Origin of the sequence: Aquirufa rosea, assembly GCF_004118285.1 — a bacterium.
Lineage (GTDB): Bacteria > Bacteroidota > Bacteroidia > Cytophagales > Spirosomataceae > Aquirufa > Aquirufa rosea.
Map to the genome: position 1 here is coordinate 58675 of NZ_SDHY01000006.1, position 21958 is coordinate 80632.

The following is a 21958-nucleotide window of genomic DNA, read 5'->3' on the forward strand; positions in this document are numbered from 1 at the left end:
TAACATTTGGCACAGAAGCCTATAATTGAGCACAAAGGTAATCATTTTTACCAGCAGGAAAATGATTTAATAGGGAATATTCCAATTAAACCCAGCTATGTAGCGCATTTTTCTTGCCAATAGATTTTATCTTCTGGAGTATCCAAATCTCTATATTCATCCTCAAAAGATATCCATTGACAAATACTTGGATGTGATTTCCAAAATGGACCAAATCCCTTATCTCCTTTCCAATCATACAATTTTTCTTGATGTTGATAAGGAATCAAAACGGGAGGCGAAGACTGCCCATGAAAAGAAGATATGATGACTTGATTAGGAGAATCATGATGTGCTTGAAGAATAGCTAGTATATGCTTGTTTTGAACAAAGGGAGTATCCACTAACATCACCAAGATGTCCTGCTTTCTGGGAGCTAGAAATCGTAAACATTCCGATAAGGTACTACCTTGACCCATTTGCCAATCCTCGCTTTCAAATATCTCCACTGAATCAGAGGGAATAATGGCTTTGATGCTATTTATTTCAGCACCTAAAACTAATACTACTTCAAGAGAAGAAGCTTGCAAGACTTGCAAGCTTCTTTCTACCAAGGTCTTTTGACCTAATGTTAACAATGCCTTGGGTTCTCCTAATCGAGAGGAGGATCCTGCAGCTAAGAGTAAACCTATCATGACACTTGGCTAATGTCAAAAGGTAGTTTTCGAACCCGCTTTCCTGTAGCTAAAAAGACCGCATTACATAAAGCAGGTGCTACTGGAGGAAGTCCTGGCTCACCCACACCGCCTGGTGCTTCATTGTTCATCATTACAAAAATTTCCATTTCAGGTATTTCACCTTGCCGAAGCACAGCATAATCATGAAAATTACTCTGTTGAGTTTGTCCATTCACTACCGTAATTTCATTCTTAATGGCGGCAGTCAATCCCATAGTAATATTACTCTGTACCTGAGCTTTAATGTTTCTTGGATTAATCGCAACTCCGCAGTCGATAACGGAATAAACTTTTTTAATTGTTACTCCAGCCCCTTGCTTTTCTACCAAAATCGCATGAGCACAAATAGATGAAAAGGAACGAGCGATAGCAATACCTATCGATTTGCCCTGCGCTTTCAGTTGCTGATAATGGGACAACTCTCCCAATTTCTTTAACACTGCCACAAAACGCGGAGAATCCTTCAACAATTCCAATCTAAACTCCAGTGGATCTTTCTTGGCGGCATGAGCTAGCTCGTCAATAAATGACTCTTGCCCGAATAGATTATTGGAGGCATATACTGATCTCCACCATAAAATAGGGATTTGAGTGCTTATCAAAGAAAAAGAGTTTCTTCTGTTTGGGAAAGCATATGGACTATCATGCAAATTAATGCCTTCTTCCGCCCATGGGTCAGGTGCATTTCCAAGGGGAACTTTAAATACTTGGTTTAAAATGGAAGCTCCATTCATTTTATGTTCAAAACCTGTGACTATACCTTGAGCATCCAAAGAACCTTTTAACACCGAAAGCATTCCTGGACGGAAAGGCCCTTGTTGAATATCATCCTCTCTAGTCCAAACTACTTTGACTGGGGCATTAATTTGTTTGGAAAGATGAGCGGCTTCTAAGACATAGTCATAATAGGCTTTTCTACCAAATGCTCCTCCTAAAAAGGTCACATTGATTTTAACCTGTTCTTTCTTTAATCCTAGGTAAGCGGCTAATTCGGTCACTAAAGAATCTGGACCTTGCACAGGAGCCCAAACCTCCACTTTGCCATCCTGCACATAAACTGTCGCATTTTCAGGCTCCATGGCAGCATGCGCTAAGAAAGGCGTTTGATAAGAAGCTTCCAATACTTGTTTTGCGGAAGAAAAGGCTTGTTCAACATCTCCTTTTAATGATTCCTTGTATTCAAATCCTGAGGATTTTCCTGCTTCATGTAGTTGGTTAAAGTATTTATCTGTATTCATGGTTTCAGCTTCAGCACTTTCCCACTGAATATCCAATAAGCGCTTACCTTTCAATGCCGAATAATAGGAATCAGCCAAAACAGCTACTGCCTCTGTACTGGCATGAGGCATTTTACGTTCCGTTTTTAATACAAATTTAACACCCGGACTAGCAATCGCCTTCTCTCCTTGATAGCTTTTCACCTTGGCATGAATACTTGGTGCGTGGGCAACACTAGCATACAACATCCCTGGAATGACCACATCCATTCCAAAAATGGCAGTACCGTTGACCTTGGATGGAACTTCAGGCCTTGGAATCGACTTGCCAATTTGAGTGAAATCTGCTGGATTTTTTAAAGTAGGATTTTTAGGAACGGGCAATTTAGCAGCTGAGGCCACTAACTCCCCATATCCAAGACTAATCGATTTATTTTTTTGATATACTCTTCCCTCTTTGGCATAACAAGCACTAACGGGAACTTTCCATTGATTGGCAGCTGCTTGAATCAACATCTCTTTTACGGCAGCCCCTACGGTACGCATTGGTAGATATCGAGTACTTACGGAGGAAGAACCGCCGGACATCTGAGAACCAAATTTATCTGAACCATCAGAAGTAACAATTTCAACTTGATCTAAACGCACTTCCAACTCCTCCGCAATGAGCATAGGGATAGATTGGGAAGTACCCTGACCCATATCTGGCCTAGCATTAAACAAAGTAACTTTGCCAGACTCATTAATTAAAACATAGGGATTAATTTCAACCCCAATATGCGGTTCATGGGGCATTTTTTTCACCTTAACTCCCGTTCCATTGGCCAAACTATCAAAGCCTATGGCAAGAAAAGCCGCCGCCTGGGCACTTATCTTGATAAAATCTCTACGAGAGGATTGTTTCATATCTAGAGAGCTCATTTGGATTTCGTTTTAGGATTAACTTGCATCGATTTAGCAGCCGAATGAATAGCTTTACGCATTTCTTGGTAAGTACCGCATCGACAAATATTTCCAGCTAAAGCCGTATCAATATCGGCATCTGTAGGATTTGGATTTGATTCTAACAATGAAGCCACAGCTAATATTTGTCCAGATTGACAATAACCACATTGTGGAACTTGCTCCTGGATCCATGCTAATTGAACAGGATGACTAGTATTGCTAGAAATACCTTCAATACTGACCAATTTATCTTCTGGCTTAATTGTTGATATCGGAGTCGAGCAAGAACGAATTGGCTTACCATTTAACAAAATAGTACAAGCTCCGCAAAGTCCCATACCGCAACCAAATTTGGTACCGGTCATGCCAATTTCATCGCGTATCACCCATAACAGAGGGGTATCAGAAGCCACATCGACCAGATGTTTCTTCCCATTCAATTTGATGCTATACTTACCCATAGTTTAAATTTTCAATTGAACTATGAAATTACAATAAAATCAAATTCCTTTCGTCTAATGTAGAAAATTTAATACTGACATGATTAAATTGCAGCATGCTTAAAATAGAGGAAATACAATTTATCCAAGAACATTTGGAGGAAGACCCCTACCGGTTAAGTCTTATGAAAAATAGGGACAACAAACTGTCCCTACCTAAATTGGTTCTCCAAATTCAAGCCCGTCAAAAATTGGCACATAAATTACCCAGCTGGGTAAATAATCCTGCTATTTTTTTCCCTTCCCAACTTCATTTGGAACAGGCTTCTTCTCAAGATACCGCACTATTCAAGGCTCAATTAGTGAAAGGTAATTTACTTGACTTAACTGGAGGAATGGGTATTGATGTATGGGCCTTTGCTCAAACTTGCTCTTCGGTAACCTATATAGAAAGAGACCCCCAATTGACGCAAGTGAGTAGCTATAATCATCAGGTTTTAGGATTGAACAACATCAATCATATCTGCGGAGATGGTAGAGAATACCTCCAAAAACATCCAGAAGATTGGGACTATGTGTATATAGATCCTGCTAGAAGAGGTTCTAAAGGAGAGAAAGTCATTCTATTAGAAGATTGTGAGCCCAATGTCACTGAACTTTTGGATAGAATTAATAAAAAGACTCAAATCCTAATAAAAACTAGTCCACTGCTGGATATCAGTAGGGCCATTGAAAGTTTACAAGGAGTAGATAAAGTGTGGATCATTTGCGTAAAAAATGAAGTCAAGGAATTATTGTTCCTCAAATCCATCAACTCCAATCGAGATCCTTTGATTGAAGTCCATGAACTAAGTGATAATCCTAGCCTACTATTTCAAGCAAGGCTAGGTGAAGAGCGAGAAGCTACGGCGACCTTAGGGCATTTGGACCAATACTTATATGAACCACATGCAGGAATTTTGAAAGCAGGCTTTTTTAAAATGATTGCTGGAACAGCTCATAAATTGGCATTACATACGCATTTGTATGCTTCTCATGAAAAAATCAGTCATTTCCCTGGAAGAAAATTCAAGGTGTTAGCACAAGGCAGCTTAGACAAAAAGTGGCTCTCTGAGCATCTTACGGAGGGTAAAGCTAATATTAGTACCCGAAATTTCCCTCTTAGTCCAGAAGAGATTAGAAAAAAATGGAAAATAAAAGAAGGAGGCCCCAAAACACTTTTTGCCTTTCAGGATATGCATCAAAAAAAACTCGTAGCCCTTTGCGAAAAATGTGATCCTAATTGATTTCGTATTTTCGTCAAAAAAATTACCTTTGTTCTTTATATTCAACAAATTAAGACCATGACTAAGTATTTTTTCCTAGCCCTATTGGTTTTTGCTTCTGTTACAGGTCATTCCCAAATATTTTCGGGTATGACAGAAATTGAGCGTGCTCAAAAAGAAGGATTCTACACGTACATTGGAACTGAAGAAAAATACGCCACAGAAAGCTGGAAAAGGTATTTAAAGAAATTTGGAAGGGTTGAAAATGGCAAAGGTGGAGCCATCAATAGTTATGATACCCGTATTTCATCCATTTCTAAAAACTCATTTACTCTGCTGTCGAAAATTACAGAAGAAAACAATAAGACTAAATTGTTTGTTTCCATTTCTTTAGGTCCGGATGATTATATTCAGACCGGACATGCTCAGTTCAAAGAGGCGAGTGAATGGTTGGAGGATTTTATTCAACAAGTTAATTTGGAAGAAGGCGTGCGTAAGGAAGAACAAAAATTACTCAATCTAAACAGCCAAAAGGTTAAAAACACCAAAATGGCGGAGCGATTGATGAGAGAAATTGAAGCCAATAAGAAGCAAACTGAATTGTTGACTAAAAGATTAGAGGAAGCTAAACTAGAAAGGGAAAAATTATTGGCCAATCAAGAGCAAAATAAATTGGATCAAAAAGCTACTGAGGATGCACTAATTTTGCAAAATCAAGCAGTAGAAGCAGCTAAAAAGAAAATCAAAGACTAATTAACCCATGAAAAAATTCATTTATTTTTTGGGAGTTTGTATCATCTTCATTTGTACAAGTGGTTTTGGCTTGGTGGAATATTCAGCCATGAGGCCTCAGACTTATTGGGTGGGTACAGATAGCACTAGGCAAGCCAAACAGGCGTTGTTGGTTAATGAGAAAAAAGACTTAGCAAAAATAGCTGCGCGTGAGCAAGAACAAAATTCCCAAGATGCTAACACCCAAGAGGAAGGAACACATTGGTCAAAATACGTTTTATTGGGTGTAAAGTATGCTTTCACTACCTTAATGAATTTGATCAACTTCCTACTTAAGTAAGCCTCATCACAATGCCTTCATTTAGGGTAAAAACAAAAATCAAAGCGCCCATTCTCCATATTTGGAGTTTATTTGATCAAAACCTATTAGCTCGTTTATCCCCTCCCTTTCCGCCGATAAAGATTAACCGATTTGATGGCTGTCGCAGGGGCGACTTAGTACAGCTTGAAATTAAATTAGGCTTTACCCGATTAATTTGGGATTCAGAAATTACCGATGACTTTGAAAGTGAAAATAAAATCTATTTCATTGATGAAGGAAGACGCATTCCATTGGGCATTACCTTTTGGAAACATCAACATATATTAGAGAAAATTGACTCAAGAGAAACTTGGATAATAGATCATATTAACTACTCCACTCGTTCCAAATTTTTAGATATTCTACTTTATCCCTTACTTTGGGGAATGATTATCTATCGAAAGCCATTATATCAATCCATTTTGTCACTTCCTTAATCAAATGAAATTAAGCCTTACTCACAAAATCGTCCTAGGATTTATTTTAGGACTCGCTCTGGGCGAATACTTCTTCCTCACATTTTCTCCAGAAGAAAGTCATGAGTGGGCTCAACGCATTCAAGTTATTTCCAAGATTTTCCTGCGACTCATCAAAATGATTGTAGGACCTTTGGTCTTCTGTACTTTAGTGGTCGGAATTGCCAAATTAGGTGATTTTAAGGCAGTTGGACGAATTGGACTAAAAACGATCGGATATTTCTATTTTGCCACCATTTTGTCTTTGGTAACAGGTTTAGTAGTTGTTAACATCACCCAGCCAGGCAGCTTACAGTCTTGGCCAAAGCCAGCCGCAGGAACATCAACCGGCATTGATGCCTCCAAAGTTAAAACATTGAGCGACTTTATCTTGCACATATTTCCGGATAGTTTTTTTAAGGCATTAGCCGAGAATGAAATTTTACAAATTGTCATTTTCTCCTTGTTCTTTGGAGTAGCCTTAGGTTCCATTGGAGAAACTGGGAAAAAGCTGATTCATGTATTTGAAAATTTGGCTGAGGTCGTTTTCAAAATGGTGAATTACGTCATGGAAGTAGCTCCATACGCGGTTTTTGCCGCTATGACTTCGGTGGTTGCTAATAAGGGATTATCGATATTAATTAGCTACGGATATTTGATGATATGCTTTATTGGAGGCTTATTATTCTTCACGGTGGTGGTTTTATGGCTTATCTGTCTTGTCAATAAAATCCCATATTGGTCGCTTCTCAAAGAATTAAAAGAAGCCTTATTGATTTCCTTCTCCACAGCTAGCTCAGAAGCCTCCTTCCCTCAAACCATCGCCGCCTTGGAGCGCTTTGGTTGCAGTCGTAGAATTGTAGGATTTGTTTTGCCTTTAGGATATAGTTTTAACTTGGATGGATCCATGTTATATATGACCTTTGCCACAGGCTTTATTGCACAGGCATATGGAGTTCATTTAAGTTTGGAACAACAAATCACCATGTTATTGACCTTAATGATTACTTCCAAAGGAATAGCAGGTGTACCAAGGGCCTCATTGGTAATTATTGCCGGCACACTTACCATGTTTAATTTACCAGCAGAAGGAATAGCCTTGTTATTGGGAGTTGATCCATTCTTGGATATGGGGAGAACAGTTACTTCAGTAGCTGGAAATGGAGTGGCCACTTGCGTGGTATCCAAATGGGAAGGGGAATTTAATCCTTCTACGAACGCTTAAAGGTCATTTCAACGGCCTTTTTAGCTGGGAAAACGGACGCTAAGAGGGTGATAATAATGACAAGTATTGCCGTTTGAAGGAAGTCACCCAGCCTCATTTCTATTGGGTAAGCATCAATCAAAGAATTGGGAATACCCAAAGAGATAATCCCGAAGGTTTGCTGGAGATATCCCAAAACAAATCCAAGTAGCATCCCCAAGATCGCTCCTGAAAAACTGATTAAAACACCCACCAAAAGAAAGGTTTGAAACATCTGTTTCTTACTATATCCCATGGCCAAGAGGGTCATCAAGTCTTTTTTCTTTTCAATTACCAATAATGAAAGGGCATAAAATAACGTAAATGAGGCGATTCCCATCACAAAAGCCATAATTAAAAAGACAAAGAATTTTTCAATCTTGATAGCTTTTAACAATGAAGCATGCTGTTCATCTCGTGTCTGCACTTGGAATTTTTCACCCAAGGTTTCAGATATAGCTTTCTTGATTTCAGTCATCTGTACATTATCTTCTAGCATGATCTCCATTGCCGAGATTTGATTTTCCACACCTAATAAATCTTCCATCCAAGTTAGCGGAACCAAAATCATCTGATTGTCAAAAGATTGTTCTACTTCCATAACTCCTGCAGGAAAGAACTGATTATTGCGAATGGACTGTTCACTAATGGCAAAACGCTTGAGCGCCTGATGATCTGGATACCAAGCCTCTATTGGCGTAAATACATCCTCGAAACTCATACCCATGTTCAAGAATACCCCAATTCCCACAATGGCAAAGGCATGATCTCCATTTTGAACAAAATAATCTCCTTCCACTACTTGTTTCTTCAATCTTTCCGCAGCTAAAAAGGTAGAATCGACCCCTTTAAAGCGAACAACTAATTGTTTATTCTTATACTTTATTAAAGCCTGATCTTCCAAAATGGGATTCATGAAGCGAATACCAGGAATGGATTTCACTTGATTAAATTGGGCAGGAGATAAGGTAAATCGAGTGCCTTGAGTGGAGACAATTTTCAAATCTGGATCATAGGTTTTAAATAATCCTTTTTGAAATTCTTCTAAACCATTAAATACTGAAAGAATTAGCACCAATGCCATAACCTCCACTCCCACCCCCAACATGGAAATACGGGAAATGAAGGTGATAAAACTCGCCTTAGACTTGGTGAAAAAATACCTTTTTGCAACAAATAAGGGTAGATTCAAGGGTCAATAAATTTTTAATTTTCTTCCTCTTCAGTAGCCGGAGGAATCACTAATCCTTCAAACAATGCTTCGATTTTAGCGGCATATGCAGCAGTATCGTCCAAGTAAAACGATAAATGAGGTATAATTCTTGCCTGATGACGAATTCGGGTAGCCAAGGCATTACGTATAGCTTTGTTTTTTTCACTGAGCGTATCCACCATGGCTTGTGGATTTTCTACTAATAAAAAACTCAAATAGCATCGAGCAGCTGATAAATCAGGACTCATCTTTACGTCTGTAATAGTAACCATCCCCTTGCCGAATACCTCTTTAAATTCCTTCTGAAAGATATCACTCAAATCCTTTTGTATGAGACGACCAAATTTTTGTTGACGCTTACTTTCCATAATTCTCCATTCTTTACCTAAAATTCTTGCAAATTTCAGAATAATAATTGGATTAAACGTAATTTAGAGCCAGTGTTCGAAAAATATGTTCCAAATCTTCAAATCTGATTCCGTATTACCTACTCTTTTACTCGTGACCATATGGCTCATAAGTTTAGTTTATATTCACCAGTGGGGAGTTGCCCCTTTTCCATGGGAAATAAAAAACTATCTTTTGGGACAAAAATTAAATCAAGGTTTTTTGATTTATGAAGACATCCGAGACAACACCGCACCACTAGCGGCACTATTTTACCAAATTATTCAATGGTTCTCTATACCCGTAGATTGGAATATTTACATTTCATCCATCATTGTCATTTACCAAAGTTATATTTTCCAACAAACCATACAACGCTACGAGTTAATGCCACAAATCGGGTATTTACCCTTTTTGATGTATGCCATTATCTTTCATTTGTCCTTGGAGTTTTTAGCCCCTGGCCCTGCCTTGATCGGATTAACCTTTTTGTTATTGGCTTGGAGAGAAATTATTTACCAACAAAGAACATTACAAGTGAATGATCGGGTCATTTTGATTGGAATATATATGGCCATTGCAAGTTTATTTTATCTAAGTTATTCTCTTTTCTTCCTTTGGGCCTTACTCAGTTTACTTTTTTATTCGGGTATTAGCCTGAGGCAAATTGTACTAATGATTATTGGATTTCTAATGGTTATTTCTTTGAATATTTTATTCTTCCTGTTCAATGGAAATTTAACTTTTATGATTCAGGTATTTAAGCGCTCTGCTTTTCAATTCCAAGTTCCCGAAAAACTGGAAATAACTCAAATTGCCGGTGTTTTTGCTCCTGCACTTTTGATTGGAATTTGGGGATTTTGGTTGATTTTAAGAAGCCGAAGGATTCGATCTAATGCACAAAAAGGGCAACAAACCAACCTTATTTGGATTATTACGGCCGTTTTTGCTACTTTAACGGTACCCTCATTAATTCGTATTAATTTACTTTTCTTTTTACCAGCTTTGGCCTATTTTGGTCTGAATATTTTTCACCTAAGTAGCAACTCGCTATTAAAAGAATTAGCCATTTGGTTATTGATAGCGGGTACTTGGTTTAATGTCCAAAAAGAACTGAAAAACAAAGATCAGGAGCGCATTCCTCCAGCTACATTATCCTTGAAGAATCAGCGGCTAATGATCCTTGGTCCACAAATACAAGAATATTTGGGCAATCAGATGGTCGGTCCATTTGTCAATTGGGATTTAGCCAAACCATTATTTTCCAACTTGGACCAATACAAAAATGTGGTACTTCTGCACGAATATTTTGAAAAAGATGCTCCTGACTACATCTATGATGCAGAAGATAACATCAAAAAACTTGGTGTTTATTTACCTAATTTAAAGAAATCCTATCGTCAAGTTGAACCCAAATTGTACCAAAGAAATCAATAACCGCAGGCAATCTTACCCACACGTCCCTGATGACGTCCACCCTCAAATGGTGTTTCAATAAAAGCCGCTAAACATGCTTTAGCCTCTTCTAAAGAGATGAATCGAACGGGTAAACAGATGATATTGGCGTCATTGTGCTGACGAATCAGCTTGGCTACTTCAACATTCCAAGCTAATCCTGCCCTAATTCCTTGGTGTTTATTAGCAGTGATGGCTACTCCGTTGGCACTGCCACAAAGCAATAGTCCAAAACGTTGTTCTCCTTTTTCCACCGCCGTTGCCACCGGATGGGCAAAATCTGGATAATCTACTGAATCTGCCGAAAATGTACCATAATCTTTCACTGTTATGCCTCTCTCTGACAAAAAATCAATTAAATCATTTTTATAATCAAATCCAGCGTGATCACCGCCAACAGCAAAAGTTAAGCTCATTGTATCGTATTTTAGTTCTTATTTCTTGACAAAGGTAAGCGGATAAATCCTACATTTGCGAAGTACAAAAGAATAAATTTATGTTGGAGAACGATCGGCAGCACGAAGAAGAAAAAATCAAAAAAGCCTTTGGGGATAAAACCTGGGCTCAAATCAAATCTGAAGAATCCTGGAGGATATTTAAAATCATGAGTGAGTTTGTGGAGGGCATTGACAAATTATCGAAAATTGGTCCATGCGTTTCCATTTTTGGTTCTGCCAGAACCAAACCAGACAATCCGTATTATCAGGTGGCAGAGGAAATAGCTGCTAAACTAGTCAGACATGGTTATGGCGTCATTACGGGTGGTGGACCAGGCATCATGGAAGCTGGTAATAAGGGCGCCAATTCGGAGGGAGGGAGATCTGTAGGTTTAAATATTGAATTACCTTTTGAGCAATTTGCTAACCCTTATATTGACCATGACAAAAACATCAATTTCGATTTCTTTTTCGTTCGAAAAGTGATGTTTGTGAAGTACTCTCAGGGTTTCATCATCATGCCTGGGGGCTTTGGTACTCTGGATGAAATGTTTGAATCTTTGACACTGATTCAGACGCATAAAATTGGTAGGTTCCCCGTGGTATTGGTGGGTACCGACTATTGGAAGGGATTAATCGATTGGATTAAAAACACCATGATCTTGCAAGGGAACATCAATGAGGAAGATTTGGATTTATTTTCCTTGGTGGACACCCCTACGGAGGCAGTAAGAGTCATCGATGAATTCTATGCCAAATACCTATTGAAACCTAACTTCTAATTTTCTTAAAAAAAGTTTTCAATTCAGGTAAATCCAACGCGTTTAAAGTTAGTGAACGTAAAAGTCCACCTTTTCTACCCACTTTTACCCCATATTCCATATCCTTGATGCCCTCTATTTGATGGGCATCGGGGTTGATGGACACATAAATTCCTTTATCCATAGCCTCATAGATATAGCGCCAATCCAAATCCAATCGATAAGGACTAGCATTCAACTCAATACTAACCCCATTGGCCATACAGGCATCTAGAATTTTATTCATTTGCAAAGGGAATCCTGCCCTAGTAAGCAATAAACGACCTGTGGGATGCCCTAAAATAGAAGTATATGGGTTTTCAATGGCCTTAATGACACGAGGCATGGAACGGTCCAAATCCATGGCTAACTGCGCATGAACAGAAGCTACTACATAATCAAAGCGAGATAATATTCCCGAATCATAGTCCAAGGAACCATCTGGTAAAATATCGGCTTCTATACCTTTGAGGATGGCAAAATCAGTCCATTGGGCATTTAATTGATCTATTTCCTCGTGTTGAGCTATTATCCTGTCCTCCTTTAGACCATTGGCATAGGCAGCATATTGTGAATGGTCTGCTATACCAAAATATTGTAAGCCCAAGGCTCGACAGGCTTCCGCCATTTCTAACAAGGTATTTTTACCATCAGAATAGGTGGAATGATTGTGCAAACAACCTTTCAAATCTGCATACTGTATTAAATCCTTGGGAGTAAAATGTTTAGACCATTCAAATTCTTTAAACCCTTCCCGCATTTCTGGGACGATATAGGGCAAAGAAAGAACTTCGTAAACTTCGGTATCTGAGCTAATTAATTTGGATTGAAAATGCTTATAATACTGTATAGCACTTAAATGCTTTGGATGGGCCGTATGTTGGAAAAAGGAACTTTCCCATTGCTCAGGAGCAATAATATGTATATGTATGTCCAGTAAATGACTTTGAAATTTTCCTCGCCAAGTAAAAGGAGATGACTCTTGAAAATCCTCCTCCATGCCTTCGATGGAATTTATCAAAGCTCCTGCCCCAAAAATTTCAGATGACTGAACTAAAAATACGAGCTCAGATATCACCTCACAATTTCTGGACAAATCTCCAGCAATAGCCACATTTTCAAAATGCTGTCGCAAACTATCCTCTAGGATTTGAGCCACCTGCGTAGCCTTATCCAGGCGTAGTTTTCTGGAATTTTGTTTTAAAAACTGAATATACACGAGCACATTCTCTTGTACCGCCTTACCAAAGCCCTTCAACGTTTCTAGCTTATTCTCCTCACAGGCGGTAGCCAAATCATCTAAGTCAGTAATGCCTAATTCTTTCCAAATCAAACCAACCTTTTTAGGGCCTAGCCCCTTGATTTTCAACAGATTTAAAATACCAGGTGGGGTTTGTTCCAACATAGCTTCCAGCTCAGGACTGCTATTGAGCTGAACCAAATCCAAAATGATTTTAACAATAGACTTCCCTACTCCGGGAATTTGCAATAATTCAGATTCTGATAAGGAAGATATATTGCCTGGGTATTTATCCAAGCCACGAGCCGCGAAGGCTAAATTTTTACTTTTAAACTCATTGATGCCATGTACATCCCATAGTTTCACCAATAATTCTAATGCATCAACAATTTCATCATTTCCCATTCCCAAAGATAATTCTAAAATAGTTTCAATTGATGACTTAGACCTGGATAACCTTCATGTTTTAATAACCACTCCTTTCTCCAAAGTTCCCCTCGGTAGCCCACCAGGGAGCCATCGGAGCCAATTACCCGATGACATGGTATAAGTAATAAAATGGGATTTTGAGCATTAGCATTTCCTACTGCCTGCGCCGCTTTGGGCTGATCAATAAGCTCTGCAATCTCTTGATAGCTTGATACTTCTGAGACAGGTATTTCCATGAGAGTGGACCATACTTTTTGTTGAAATGGCGTAGCTTTTGAAGTATCCAAAGGACTGGTCCATTTCCAACGTGCATTTTCGAAATATCCATCTAGGTTACGAATAACTTCTTCTTGCATACTCATCAAAGATGGGTCCATAAGGTCATTCTCAGCCTGTTCCACAAATTGCAAAGAAGTTAATCCTTTGGGAGATAGATTTACCTGAATAAAGCCAATGGGCGAATGGTAGAAAAACATGATATAAGTTATAAATTATAAATGTCAGGTGATTTGTCTTGAGGTAAGTAGACAGTTTTTGGAAAAAAATTTCATTAGAAATCAAGTGTTCGACCAAAAATCAGAATCTATATTTTTAAAATTAAACTAATTCTAGGATAACTGAAACAGATTCTTTTGAATGAAGGCATGGTCATAGTTCAATTGAGCCTCACCATTCATAATCCATAATTTATAATTAATCGTCTCTTTTTTTTCCAGAAATAAAATCCTAAATTAATTGTTAATCAAGCATTCAGACAAAATATAGGCCTATGAATTTCTCATTTAAAGATTATCAAACAGAGGGTTTTTACGACGAAATGTTCAGCCCAGAAGGAGAGCTTCGTGAGGGATATGAACCATTCAAAGAGCGTGTAGAACAATTAAGCAAGGAAGAGTTTTTACGAAGACAGCAATCGGCAGAGAGGGCTTTGATGGCCATGGGGATCACCTTTAATGTCTACTCGGAAAATGAAGGTACAGAGCGAATCATGCCTGTAGACATTATTCCCAGAATTGTGAATGCCAGCGATTGGGCGAATGTGGAAAAGGGTTTAGTGCAGCGTATTACTGCTTTGAATTTGTTTTTGTCCGATATCTATTCGGATCAACAAATCATCAAAGACGGCATTATTCCAAAAGAAGTTATATACTCTTCCAAGAATTATTTGGTCCCATGCATGGGTATTAAGCCTCCCAAAAACATCTGGATTCATATCACTGGTACAGACTTGATCCGTGGGGATCAGGGAGAGTTTATGGTATTGGAAGATAACCTGCGTTGTCCCTCAGGCGTATCCTATATGCTAGAAAACCGTGAGTTATTCAAACAAACCTTTCCGGAGGTGGTGGCCAAAACCCAAATTAGAACTATCTCTGACTACCCGCATAAATTATTGGAGATGTTGCGCTTCATCAGCGACCGTCCGGAGCCTACCGTGGTGGTTTTAACCCCAGGAATTTATAATTCAGCCTATTTTGAGCATTCTTATTTGGCGCAACAAATGGGCGTGGAATTGGTGGATGCCCGAGATTTGGTGGTGCATGAAGGCTATGTGAAAATGCGGACTACCAAGGGTTTCAAGGTTGTGGATGTGATTTACCGACGAATAGACGATACTTTTTTAGATCCTAAGACCTTTAACCCCGATTCATTGATAGGAATACCAGGTATTTTTGATGTCTATAAAAATGGTCGTGTGGCTTTAGCCAATGCCCCAGGTACAGGTGTAGCAGATGATAAAGTGATTTATGCCTATGTACCTAAGATCATCAAATACTATTTGGGGGAAGACCCGATATTACCCAATGTAGAAACTTATATCTGTGGTGAAGAAACAGATCGAAAGTATGTTTTGGAAAATATCAATAAACTGGTGGTAAAAGAAGCAAATGAAGCAGGAGGATATGGTATGTTGATTGGACCAAAATCCACGAAAGCAGAGCAGGAAAGGTTTAAGCAATACATTTTGGCTAATCCCAGAAATTACATTGCCCAACCTACTATCTCCCTATCCCGAGTACCTTGTTTGATTGAAGATCATGCAGAAGGCCGACATGTGGATTTGAGACCATATATTCTTTATGGCAATGAGGTAAAAGTAATCCCAGGAGGTTTAACTCGCGTAGCATTACGCAAAGGCTCCTTGGTAGTCAATTCCTCTCAAGGCGGTGGCTCAAAGGATACGTGGGTGCTTTATTAATGGTGAATTGTAAATGGTAAATGGTAAATGGTAAATGGTGAATGGTAAATGGTTAGTGATAATTGGTAAATGGTAGATGATTTAGAGTTTCTGACAAATTATCTTAGTTAATTTACCGCTAACCATTTACCATTAAAATATCTGGTTTCTCACCAAATCCTCCAAAGTATCTCTTTTCCTAATAAGTTTGGCTTCAGATTGATCCACCAAGACTTCCGCTGGCAGGAAACGAGAATTATAATGAGAAGCCATGGTAAAACCATAGGCTCCTGCATTCGCAAAAGCAATGATATCACCTTCATGTACCTCGTTTAAAATTCTTTCATTTTGATTGCCTTCAAAATCAAAAGAGAAAGTATCTGTTTCACAAATATTCCCCACCACTCGATAAGCCTCTTGTTGCGCATCAGATTCATTGGAGGCGTTGAAAATGTAGTGGTATGAACCATACATCATCGGGCGAATCAAATGATTTAATCCTGAGTTGATCCCCAAAAAGGTCTTAACAGGATCACGCTTTACTACGGTGGCTTGGGTCAATAAGGTCCCTGCTTCTGAAACCAAAAATTTACCTGGCTCCACCCAAAGCTTCAATTCTTTGCCATAATGAGCGCAAAATTTCAAGAAAGCATTGCCCATGATTTGACCTATCTCCTGCATATTTACCCCCGGATCTTCGGGTGAATAAGGCACCTTAAACCCTCCCCCCAAATCCATCAATTCTAAATCTGGAAAATCTTGAGCAAATTCAAATAAAGCCGATGCCGCCATTTCAAAGGTCTTCCCGTCTTTGATATCTGAACCGGTATGTTGATGTAAACCAATTACCCTAATTTGATATTGGTTGACCAAATCCAAAATTTCCTTTTTCTGATGAATAGAAATACCAAATTTAGATTCTGGATGAGCGGTCATGATTTTAGCATTTCCTCCTCCGAAAACATGCGGTTTAATCCGAAGCAAACAAGGAATTGTCTGCCCATATTTTTGACCAAACTTCTCTAAAACCGACAAGTTATCAAGGTTGACAATGGCACCTTTGGAAACAGCCCATTCAATCTCAGAAAAATCGACTCCACTTGGTGTAAATGTAATTTGGCTACCTTGGTAACCTGCCAATAAACCTAATTCTAATTCCTGAGGAGAAACCACATCCAAATCTACCCCTTCCGCTAACATTAACTTTAAAATGGAGATATTGGTGTTGGCCTTACACGCGTACTTAATGGATAAGGATATATCATCAAATGCACTTCTCAGAACCGAAATTTTTTCTCTAATTTTGTCGGCATTATATACGTAAAGAGGTGTACCAAATTGCTTGGCAAGATTTGTCAAAGGAATACCTTGAATGGAATAATAGGCCATTATACATAAATTAAGCCACAAAGATAGTGCTAATCTTCTTATCTATGCAGTCAACAAACAAAATAAGACAAATCCTCCTTTACCTACTCCTAGGTTTTATTTCCCAATTTTCTACTTGGGCTCAAGTGAAAAGTGGCCCTATGCTAGGCTATTCAGAGATGAAAGAAGTTTTGATATGGGTACAAACACAAAAACCATCAGAAGTTCAAATAAAATATTGGGAGAAAGGAACTGATCCTAGTAAAACTGCCCACCTAAGTACATCTTTTAACACCCAAAAAGCGCAAGCCAACATTGCAAAAATTATTGCCGATGAGATGAGCATGGGAAAAAAATACTCGTATGAAGTATGGGTGGATCGTAAAAAAGTGAACTTTGACTATCCACTAGAATTTCAAACCCAAGCGCTTTGGCAATACCGTAGCGATCCTCCTTCCTTTAGTTTCGCGGTTGGTTCCTGCAATTATATCAATGAGGAAGCCACCGACAGACCTGGCAGACCCTATGGAGGTGCCGATGAAATTTATCAGGCGATTTATCAGAAAAAACCTGATTTTATGATTTGGGGAGGAGATAATTTCTATTACCGTGAAGCGGATTGGAATACAAGAACGGGTATGATCCACCGGAATGACCATACACGTGGACAAAAATCCATGCAACCCTTGCTGGCCAGTACCCACCACTATGCCATTTGGGATGACCATGACTATGGTCCTAATGATGCTGATAGGTCATTTGCACTGAAGCATACTTCCTTGGAGTTATTTAAATTGTACTGGGGTAATCCTAATTTCATTTTCCCCAATGAAGCCGTTACAGGAATGTTCCAATGGGCCGATGTCGAGTTTTTCATGATGGATGACCGATGGTTTAAAGCCCCTAATGATGAGAAGAATCCTTCCAAGGATTATTTTGGACAAAAGCAGTTACAATGGTTGCTGGATGCGTTAACAACCAGTAGAGCTAGTTTTAAAATTGTTGTCAATGGTGGACAAGTGATTAATCCAGCCAAGGTTTTTGAAAATATGGCTAATTATGAACAAGAGCATACACAGCTATTGAAAGAGATTAAAAATAGAAATATTCCCGGTGTATTATTTATATCGGGTGATAGACACTGGTCAAGTTTTTGGAAAATGGAACGCCCAGGCACTTATCCTTTATATGATTTAACCGTTTCCCCTTTAACCGCAGGAACGGCAATTCCCGCTCCACAGGATTTAAACTCCATGTTAGTACCGGGTACAGTAACTAAAGAAAGGTCTTTTGCTTATATAACGGTGAGTGGTCCATTAAAAGATCGTATATTAGAGATTAATTTAGTGAATGCTGAGGGTAAAGAATTGTGGAAACAACGTATCACGTCTAGTCAGTTAAAATAACATGGAAGTAGTATTACATCGAGTAGATCAAGATTTTCATTTTGAGGCCAGAGGTAGTTCATCGGTGCCTGTTCACATTGATGCCGCTGAGAACATTGGTGGTCATAATGCTGGCGCAAGACCCATGGAGTTGTTGCTCATGGGCTTAGGTGGTTGCACAGCCATAGATGTCATTTTGATACTTAAAAAACAAAGACAAGTAGTGGATGATTTCCAAATTAGGATATCGGGGACACGAGAAAAAATTGAAGGAACAGAGAAAACTCCATTTAGAGTTATAAATATCCAATTTGAATTGAAAGGAAATATTGATGGAGGAAAGGCATTAAAAGCCATTCAAATGTCCATGGATAAGTATTGCTCTGCTACAGCCCAACTGGAGCCTAGTTCGACCATCACTCACTCGCTTTTGTTAAACGGAAACGTATTTGAACAATAATTCATGAAAGCATATTTAGATCTTTTACGTCATATTAAAGAACATGGTACTAAGAAATCTGACCGTACAGGTACAGGAACTTTGAGCGTTTTTGGATATCAAATGCGCTTCAATTTAGCGGAAGGCTTTCCCATGGTGACTACTAAGAAATTACATACCAAATCCATCATTCACGAATTGCTTTGGTTCTTGAAAGGTGAAACCAATATTAAGTACTTAAAAGATCATGATGTGTCTATTTGGGATGAATGGGCTGATTCAAAGGGAGACTTAGGTCCTGTCTATGGAAAACAATGGCGTTCTTGGGAGGGATCAAATGGACAAGTAATTGATCAGATTAAAGAAGTAATTCATACCCTTAAAACGAATCCAGATTCCAGAAGAATCATTGTTTCTGCGTGGAATGTAGCTGATTTACCCAAAATGGCATTGATGCCTTGTCATGCGCTATTCCAATTTTATGTAGCTGATGGCAAATTGTCTTGTCAGCTATACCAAAGATCTGCCGACGTATTTTTAGGTGTGCCTTTTAACATTGCGAGCTATGCCTTATTAACTATGATGATAGCCCAAGTATGTGATTTAGGCTTAGGTGATTTCATTTGGACCGGTGGAGATACCCATTTATATTCCAATCACATGGAACAGGTGGAAAAGCAATTATCTAGAGAGCCTAGACCATTACCTCAGATGAAAATCAATCCCGCGATTAAGGATATTTTCGAATTTACTTTCGAGGATTTTACCTTGGAAAATTATGACCCACATCCAGGAATTAAGGCACCAGTGGCAGTTTAAATGAAGAATGTAGAATTTCTTGTCCTGATATAGGTTGATTTTAGGTCTATTATTAATTCATAATAAAATTGTCTTGTACTAAAACTATTTAGCTAAAAACAATTCTACCTTCTAGATTATAATCTTCCTCACCACCTCCGCAGCGGTTAAACTTTGCGACTCCGCTTTGTAATTGATGATAATGCGATGTTGTAGAACTGGAACAGCTACAGCTCTGACATCCTCTACATTAGGAGAAAATCTACCTTGCAACAAAGCACGGCATTTTGCTGCTAATATTAAACTTTGAGAGGCACGAGGACCGGCTCCCCAAGAAATGTATGATTGCGTGATTTCGGTGGCTAATGCCGAGTTAGGTCTAGTTTGATGAACCCATTTAACCGCTGTTTCTACCACATGATCCGGTACTGGTACTCGTTTCACCAATTGCTGGTATTCTAATAAGGTATGTGCATTTAAAATGGAAGCTGGTAAAGTTTCCACGTTGGATTTTTCTGACATTCTTACCACAGCCACCTCTTCCTCGTAACTCGGATAATCCAAGACTAACATGAACAAAAATCGGTCTAACTGGGCTTCAGGAAGCGGATAAGTCCCCTCCTGTTCAATCGGGTTTTGAGTCGCCAATACAAAAAACGGTTTAGGTAAAGGATAACTCTCTCCACCTACGGAAACTGTTTCCTCTTGCATAGCCTCCAATAAAGCAGATTGCGTTTTAGGAGGTGTGCGATTAATCTCATCAGCCAAGACAATATTGGAAAAAATTGGTCCGCGATTGAACACAAAATTCCTTTGGGCATCCATCACTTCGGCTCCAATGATATCGGAAGGCATCAAATCTGGTGTAAATTGAATACGTCGAAACTCTAAATCCGTTAAGGCTGCGACCGTATGAACCAAGCGAGTCTTGGCTAATCCGGGAACACCTACCAACAAGCAATGGCCTTCACAAAACAAAGAAATCAATAACAAATCGATGATCTCATCTTGACCAACAATTCGTTCAGCTATGGCTGATTTAATCCGCTTAAAATCGCTTACAAAAGATTCTGCTAATTGTACGTCGTTCATCATTCTCCTGTGACACTACCTGCCAATATATTACAATCCTTATATTCATCATCGATGTAAATAAATACATCGTCCTTAGCTTTCATAAACCATTTTTCAATGGCTTGATTCTTTTTCCGAGATAAGGCAATAGCCGCAATTTTCTGGTAATCATCCTTCAAATTGGCAAAATGAGGTGGATGTTTAGCCTTGAAATACAAGATTCTAACAGCACTTCTACCATCTTCTGTTCGATAAGGAATCGGTGTAGAAATGGTTCCTACTTTCATGGAATCCAATGAAAAATATAAACCAGGCTCCATACCACTATCAAAAGGCATACGAGTAGTTCTGGTACCTGGATCAATCAACATTCCACCTGCATCTTGGGTGGGTTTATCTTCTGAAAATTCACGAGCTGCCTTGTCAAATTTCAAAGAGTCGCGTTGGATTAACACCCGGATACTATCTAAAAAGCGAGTAGGTTCCGTTAAATCAAGTTTTTGATAATCAGGACGCAATAAAATATGTCTAGCATGGTATTCTTGACCTCTGGTCTCCAACAACTGGATCAAATGGAAACCAAACTCCGACTCCACCACGTCCGACATAGCCCCTGGTTTCAATTTCAATGCAGCAGCCTCAAACGGCGCCACCATCTGTCCACGCTTAGAAAAACCTAAATCGCCACCGCGTTTACCACTACCTAAATCTTCGGAGTATAATTTAGCTAATTCCTCAAAACTCTCTCCTTTTTCTACACGTCTACGATAGTCCAATAACTTGGACATCAATTCTTCCTTTTGATTCTTATTGGGCTGAGCTAAACGAACAATATGCCCTACCTCAACTTCAGAAGGTAAATAAGGTAAGGAATCTGCCGGAATACCTGCGAAAAATGCCGCAACTTCCTTAGGCGTAATTTTCACATCATTAGTAATCTTGTCTTGCATTTTACGCCCAGTCAATTGTTCTTTCAAAGAAGTACGTAAATCCTCTTTAAGGTTGACAATGGATTTACCAAAGGCTTCAACAATGTTTTTGGCAGAACCATATTGAGTTTCCATTTGGTCCATTCTGGAATTCAATTCCATTTCTACTCGCTTGTCTTCTACAATCACGGAGTCAATCTCAGCTTTGGCTAACATCAATTTGTTGACGACCAAACCTTCTAAAAGTTGGCAACGAGTAGGCGTATTGGCCTGTCCACTGGCTAAATACTGTTGATATTGCTGTTCTACATCTGATTTTAAAATGTAGTGATTGTCTACTTTGACAATAATTTTGTCCAATAAAGTGCCTTTAGTGGCTTCTTGCGCCCATGAGGCCCAAGAAAGTAACACCATTGCTCCACTAAAAATCCACGGGGTCAATTTCATAAAT

The 21958-nt window shown here is 38.9% G+C and carries 22 protein-coding genes; 11 read left to right on the forward strand and 11 right to left on the reverse strand.

Annotated features, from left to right (window positions below; genetic code table 11):
• Positions 1 to 95 precede the first annotated feature (95 nt).
• The 3 genes from ESB04_RS09945 to ESB04_RS09955 are packed head-to-tail and all read right to left on the reverse strand — an operon-like array spanning position 96 to position 3339.
• Positions 96 to 674 (reverse strand): nucleotidyltransferase family protein, encoded by a 579-nt coding sequence (locus ESB04_RS09945; protein ID WP_129027591.1) that lies wholly within the window; start codon positions 672 to 674, stop codon positions 96 to 98.
• The gene (locus tag ESB04_RS09950) at positions 671 to 2854 is read right to left on the reverse strand and encodes a xanthine dehydrogenase family protein molybdopterin-binding subunit (protein WP_129027592.1); all 2184 of its coding nucleotides are present in this window, start codon (positions 2852 to 2854) and stop codon (positions 671 to 673) included. Before ESB04_RS09950 ends, ESB04_RS09945 begins: the two co-directional genes overlap by 4 nt.
• Entirely contained in the window at positions 2851 to 3339 is a 489-nt protein-coding gene (locus ESB04_RS09955) for a (2Fe-2S)-binding protein (protein WP_129027593.1), read from the reverse strand. The genes ESB04_RS09950 and ESB04_RS09955 overlap by 4 nt, the downstream gene beginning before the upstream one ends.
• A 164-nt stretch (positions 3340 to 3503) precedes the next feature.
• Here ESB04_RS09955 and ESB04_RS09960 point away from each other — a divergent pair, with 164 nt between their 5' ends.
• From ESB04_RS09960 to ESB04_RS09980, 5 genes are read left to right on the forward strand one after another with little or no spacing between them, the layout of a single operon-like run.
• Complete coding sequence (locus tag ESB04_RS09960) at positions 3504 to 4604, forward strand: class I SAM-dependent methyltransferase (RefSeq protein ID WP_164969636.1); 1101 nt, start codon at positions 3504 to 3506, stop codon at positions 4602 to 4604.
• A gap of 57 nt (positions 4605 to 4661) precedes the next feature.
• A complete protein-coding gene (locus ESB04_RS09965) occupies positions 4662 to 5336 on the forward strand; it encodes a cell envelope integrity protein TolA (RefSeq protein ID WP_129027595.1) in 675 nt (224 codons plus the stop codon).
• 7 nt (positions 5337 to 5343) lie between these two features.
• Positions 5344 to 5655, forward strand: coding sequence for a hypothetical protein (locus ESB04_RS09970; protein ID WP_129027596.1), 312 nt, complete (start codon positions 5344 to 5346; stop codon positions 5653 to 5655).
• A gap of 11 nt (positions 5656 to 5666) precedes the next feature.
• Entirely contained in the window at positions 5667 to 6113 is a 447-nt protein-coding gene (locus tag ESB04_RS09975) for an SRPBCC family protein (protein ID WP_129027597.1), read from the forward strand.
• Between the two features lie 4 nt (positions 6114 to 6117).
• Positions 6118 to 7356, forward strand: a complete 1239-nt coding sequence (locus tag ESB04_RS09980) for a dicarboxylate/amino acid:cation symporter (RefSeq protein WP_129027598.1) — start codon at positions 6118 to 6120, stop codon at positions 7354 to 7356.
• Here ESB04_RS09980 and ESB04_RS09985 read toward each other — a convergent pair.
• Positions 7343 to 8566: an ABC transporter permease gene (locus tag ESB04_RS09985; protein ID WP_129027599.1), complete on the reverse strand. Its 1224-nt coding sequence runs from the start codon at positions 8564 to 8566 to the stop codon at positions 7343 to 7345. The genes ESB04_RS09980 and ESB04_RS09985 overlap by 14 nt on opposite strands.
• Positions 8567 to 8580: 14 nt before the next feature.
• On the reverse strand, positions 8581 to 8955 hold the full coding sequence (gene rbfA / locus ESB04_RS09990) for a 30S ribosome-binding factor RbfA (protein WP_129027600.1): 375 nt from the start codon (positions 8953 to 8955) through the stop codon (positions 8581 to 8583).
• 85 nt (positions 8956 to 9040) lie between these two features.
• Between rbfA and ESB04_RS09995 the strand changes: the two genes are divergently transcribed.
• Positions 9041 to 10411 (forward strand): hypothetical protein, encoded by a 1371-nt coding sequence (locus tag ESB04_RS09995; protein WP_129027601.1) that lies wholly within the window; start codon positions 9041 to 9043, stop codon positions 10409 to 10411.
• On the opposite strand, the gene rpiB is transcribed toward ESB04_RS09995, so the two are convergent.
• Complete coding sequence (gene rpiB / locus ESB04_RS10000) at positions 10405 to 10845, reverse strand: ribose 5-phosphate isomerase B (protein ID WP_129027602.1); 441 nt, start codon at positions 10843 to 10845, stop codon at positions 10405 to 10407. The two genes, ESB04_RS09995 and rpiB, sit on opposite strands and share 7 nt — an antisense overlap.
• An 80-nt stretch (positions 10846 to 10925) precedes the next feature.
• Here rpiB and ESB04_RS10005 point away from each other — a divergent pair, with 80 nt between their 5' ends.
• Complete coding sequence (locus ESB04_RS10005) at positions 10926 to 11648, forward strand: LOG family protein (protein ID WP_129027603.1); 723 nt, start codon at positions 10926 to 10928, stop codon at positions 11646 to 11648.
• Here the strand turns inward: ESB04_RS10005 and ESB04_RS10010 are convergent.
• Complete coding sequence (locus ESB04_RS10010) at positions 11638 to 13311, reverse strand: helix-hairpin-helix domain-containing protein (protein WP_129027604.1); 1674 nt, start codon at positions 13309 to 13311, stop codon at positions 11638 to 11640. The genes ESB04_RS10005 and ESB04_RS10010 overlap by 11 nt on opposite strands.
• 14 nt (positions 13312 to 13325) lie before the next feature.
• Positions 13326 to 13811, reverse strand: coding sequence for a methylated-DNA--[protein]-cysteine S-methyltransferase (locus ESB04_RS10015; protein WP_129027605.1), 486 nt, complete (start codon positions 13809 to 13811; stop codon positions 13326 to 13328).
• 293 nt (positions 13812 to 14104) lie between these two features.
• On the opposite strand from ESB04_RS10015, the gene ESB04_RS10020 reads away from it, so the two are divergent.
• The gene (locus ESB04_RS10020; RefSeq protein ID WP_129027606.1) at positions 14105 to 15535 is read left to right on the forward strand and encodes a circularly permuted type 2 ATP-grasp protein; all 1431 of its coding nucleotides are present in this window, start codon (positions 14105 to 14107) and stop codon (positions 15533 to 15535) included.
• Between the two features lie 132 nt (positions 15536 to 15667).
• Here the strand turns inward: ESB04_RS10020 and lysA are convergent, their stop codons facing one another.
• Positions 15668 to 16903 carry a diaminopimelate decarboxylase gene (lysA, locus tag ESB04_RS10025; protein WP_129027607.1) on the reverse strand — a complete coding sequence of 412 codons (1236 nt, stop codon included), beginning with the start codon at positions 16901 to 16903 and terminating at the stop codon, positions 15668 to 15670.
• A 44-nt stretch (positions 16904 to 16947) separates the two neighbouring features.
• Here lysA and ESB04_RS10030 point away from each other — a divergent pair, with 44 nt between their 5' ends.
• Genes ESB04_RS10030 through ESB04_RS10040 form a run of 3 tightly spaced genes read left to right on the forward strand, consistent with a single transcriptional unit; the run spans position 16948 to position 19525 of the window.
• A complete protein-coding gene (locus ESB04_RS10030; protein ID WP_129027608.1) occupies positions 16948 to 18288 on the forward strand; it encodes an alkaline phosphatase D family protein in 1341 nt (446 codons plus the stop codon).
• A 1-nt stretch (position 18289) separates the two neighbouring features.
• Positions 18290 to 18727 carry an OsmC family protein gene (locus ESB04_RS10035; RefSeq protein ID WP_129027609.1) on the forward strand — a complete coding sequence of 146 codons (438 nt, stop codon included), beginning with the start codon at positions 18290 to 18292 and terminating at the stop codon, positions 18725 to 18727.
• A 3-nt stretch (positions 18728 to 18730) separates the two neighbouring features.
• Complete coding sequence (locus ESB04_RS10040; protein WP_129027610.1) at positions 18731 to 19525, forward strand: thymidylate synthase; 795 nt, start codon at positions 18731 to 18733, stop codon at positions 19523 to 19525.
• Between the two features lie 111 nt (positions 19526 to 19636).
• Here the strand turns inward: ESB04_RS10040 and ESB04_RS10045 are convergent, their stop codons facing one another.
• Both ESB04_RS10045 and ESB04_RS10050 read right to left on the reverse strand, forming a co-directional pair.
• A complete protein-coding gene (locus tag ESB04_RS10045) occupies positions 19637 to 20599 on the reverse strand; it encodes an AAA family ATPase (RefSeq protein ID WP_129027611.1) in 963 nt (320 codons plus the stop codon).
• A complete protein-coding gene (locus ESB04_RS10050) occupies positions 20596 to 21954 on the reverse strand; it encodes a peptidylprolyl isomerase (RefSeq protein ID WP_129027612.1) in 1359 nt (452 codons plus the stop codon). The genes ESB04_RS10045 and ESB04_RS10050 overlap by 4 nt, the downstream gene beginning before the upstream one ends.
• Positions 21955 to 21958: the final 4 nt, after the last annotated feature.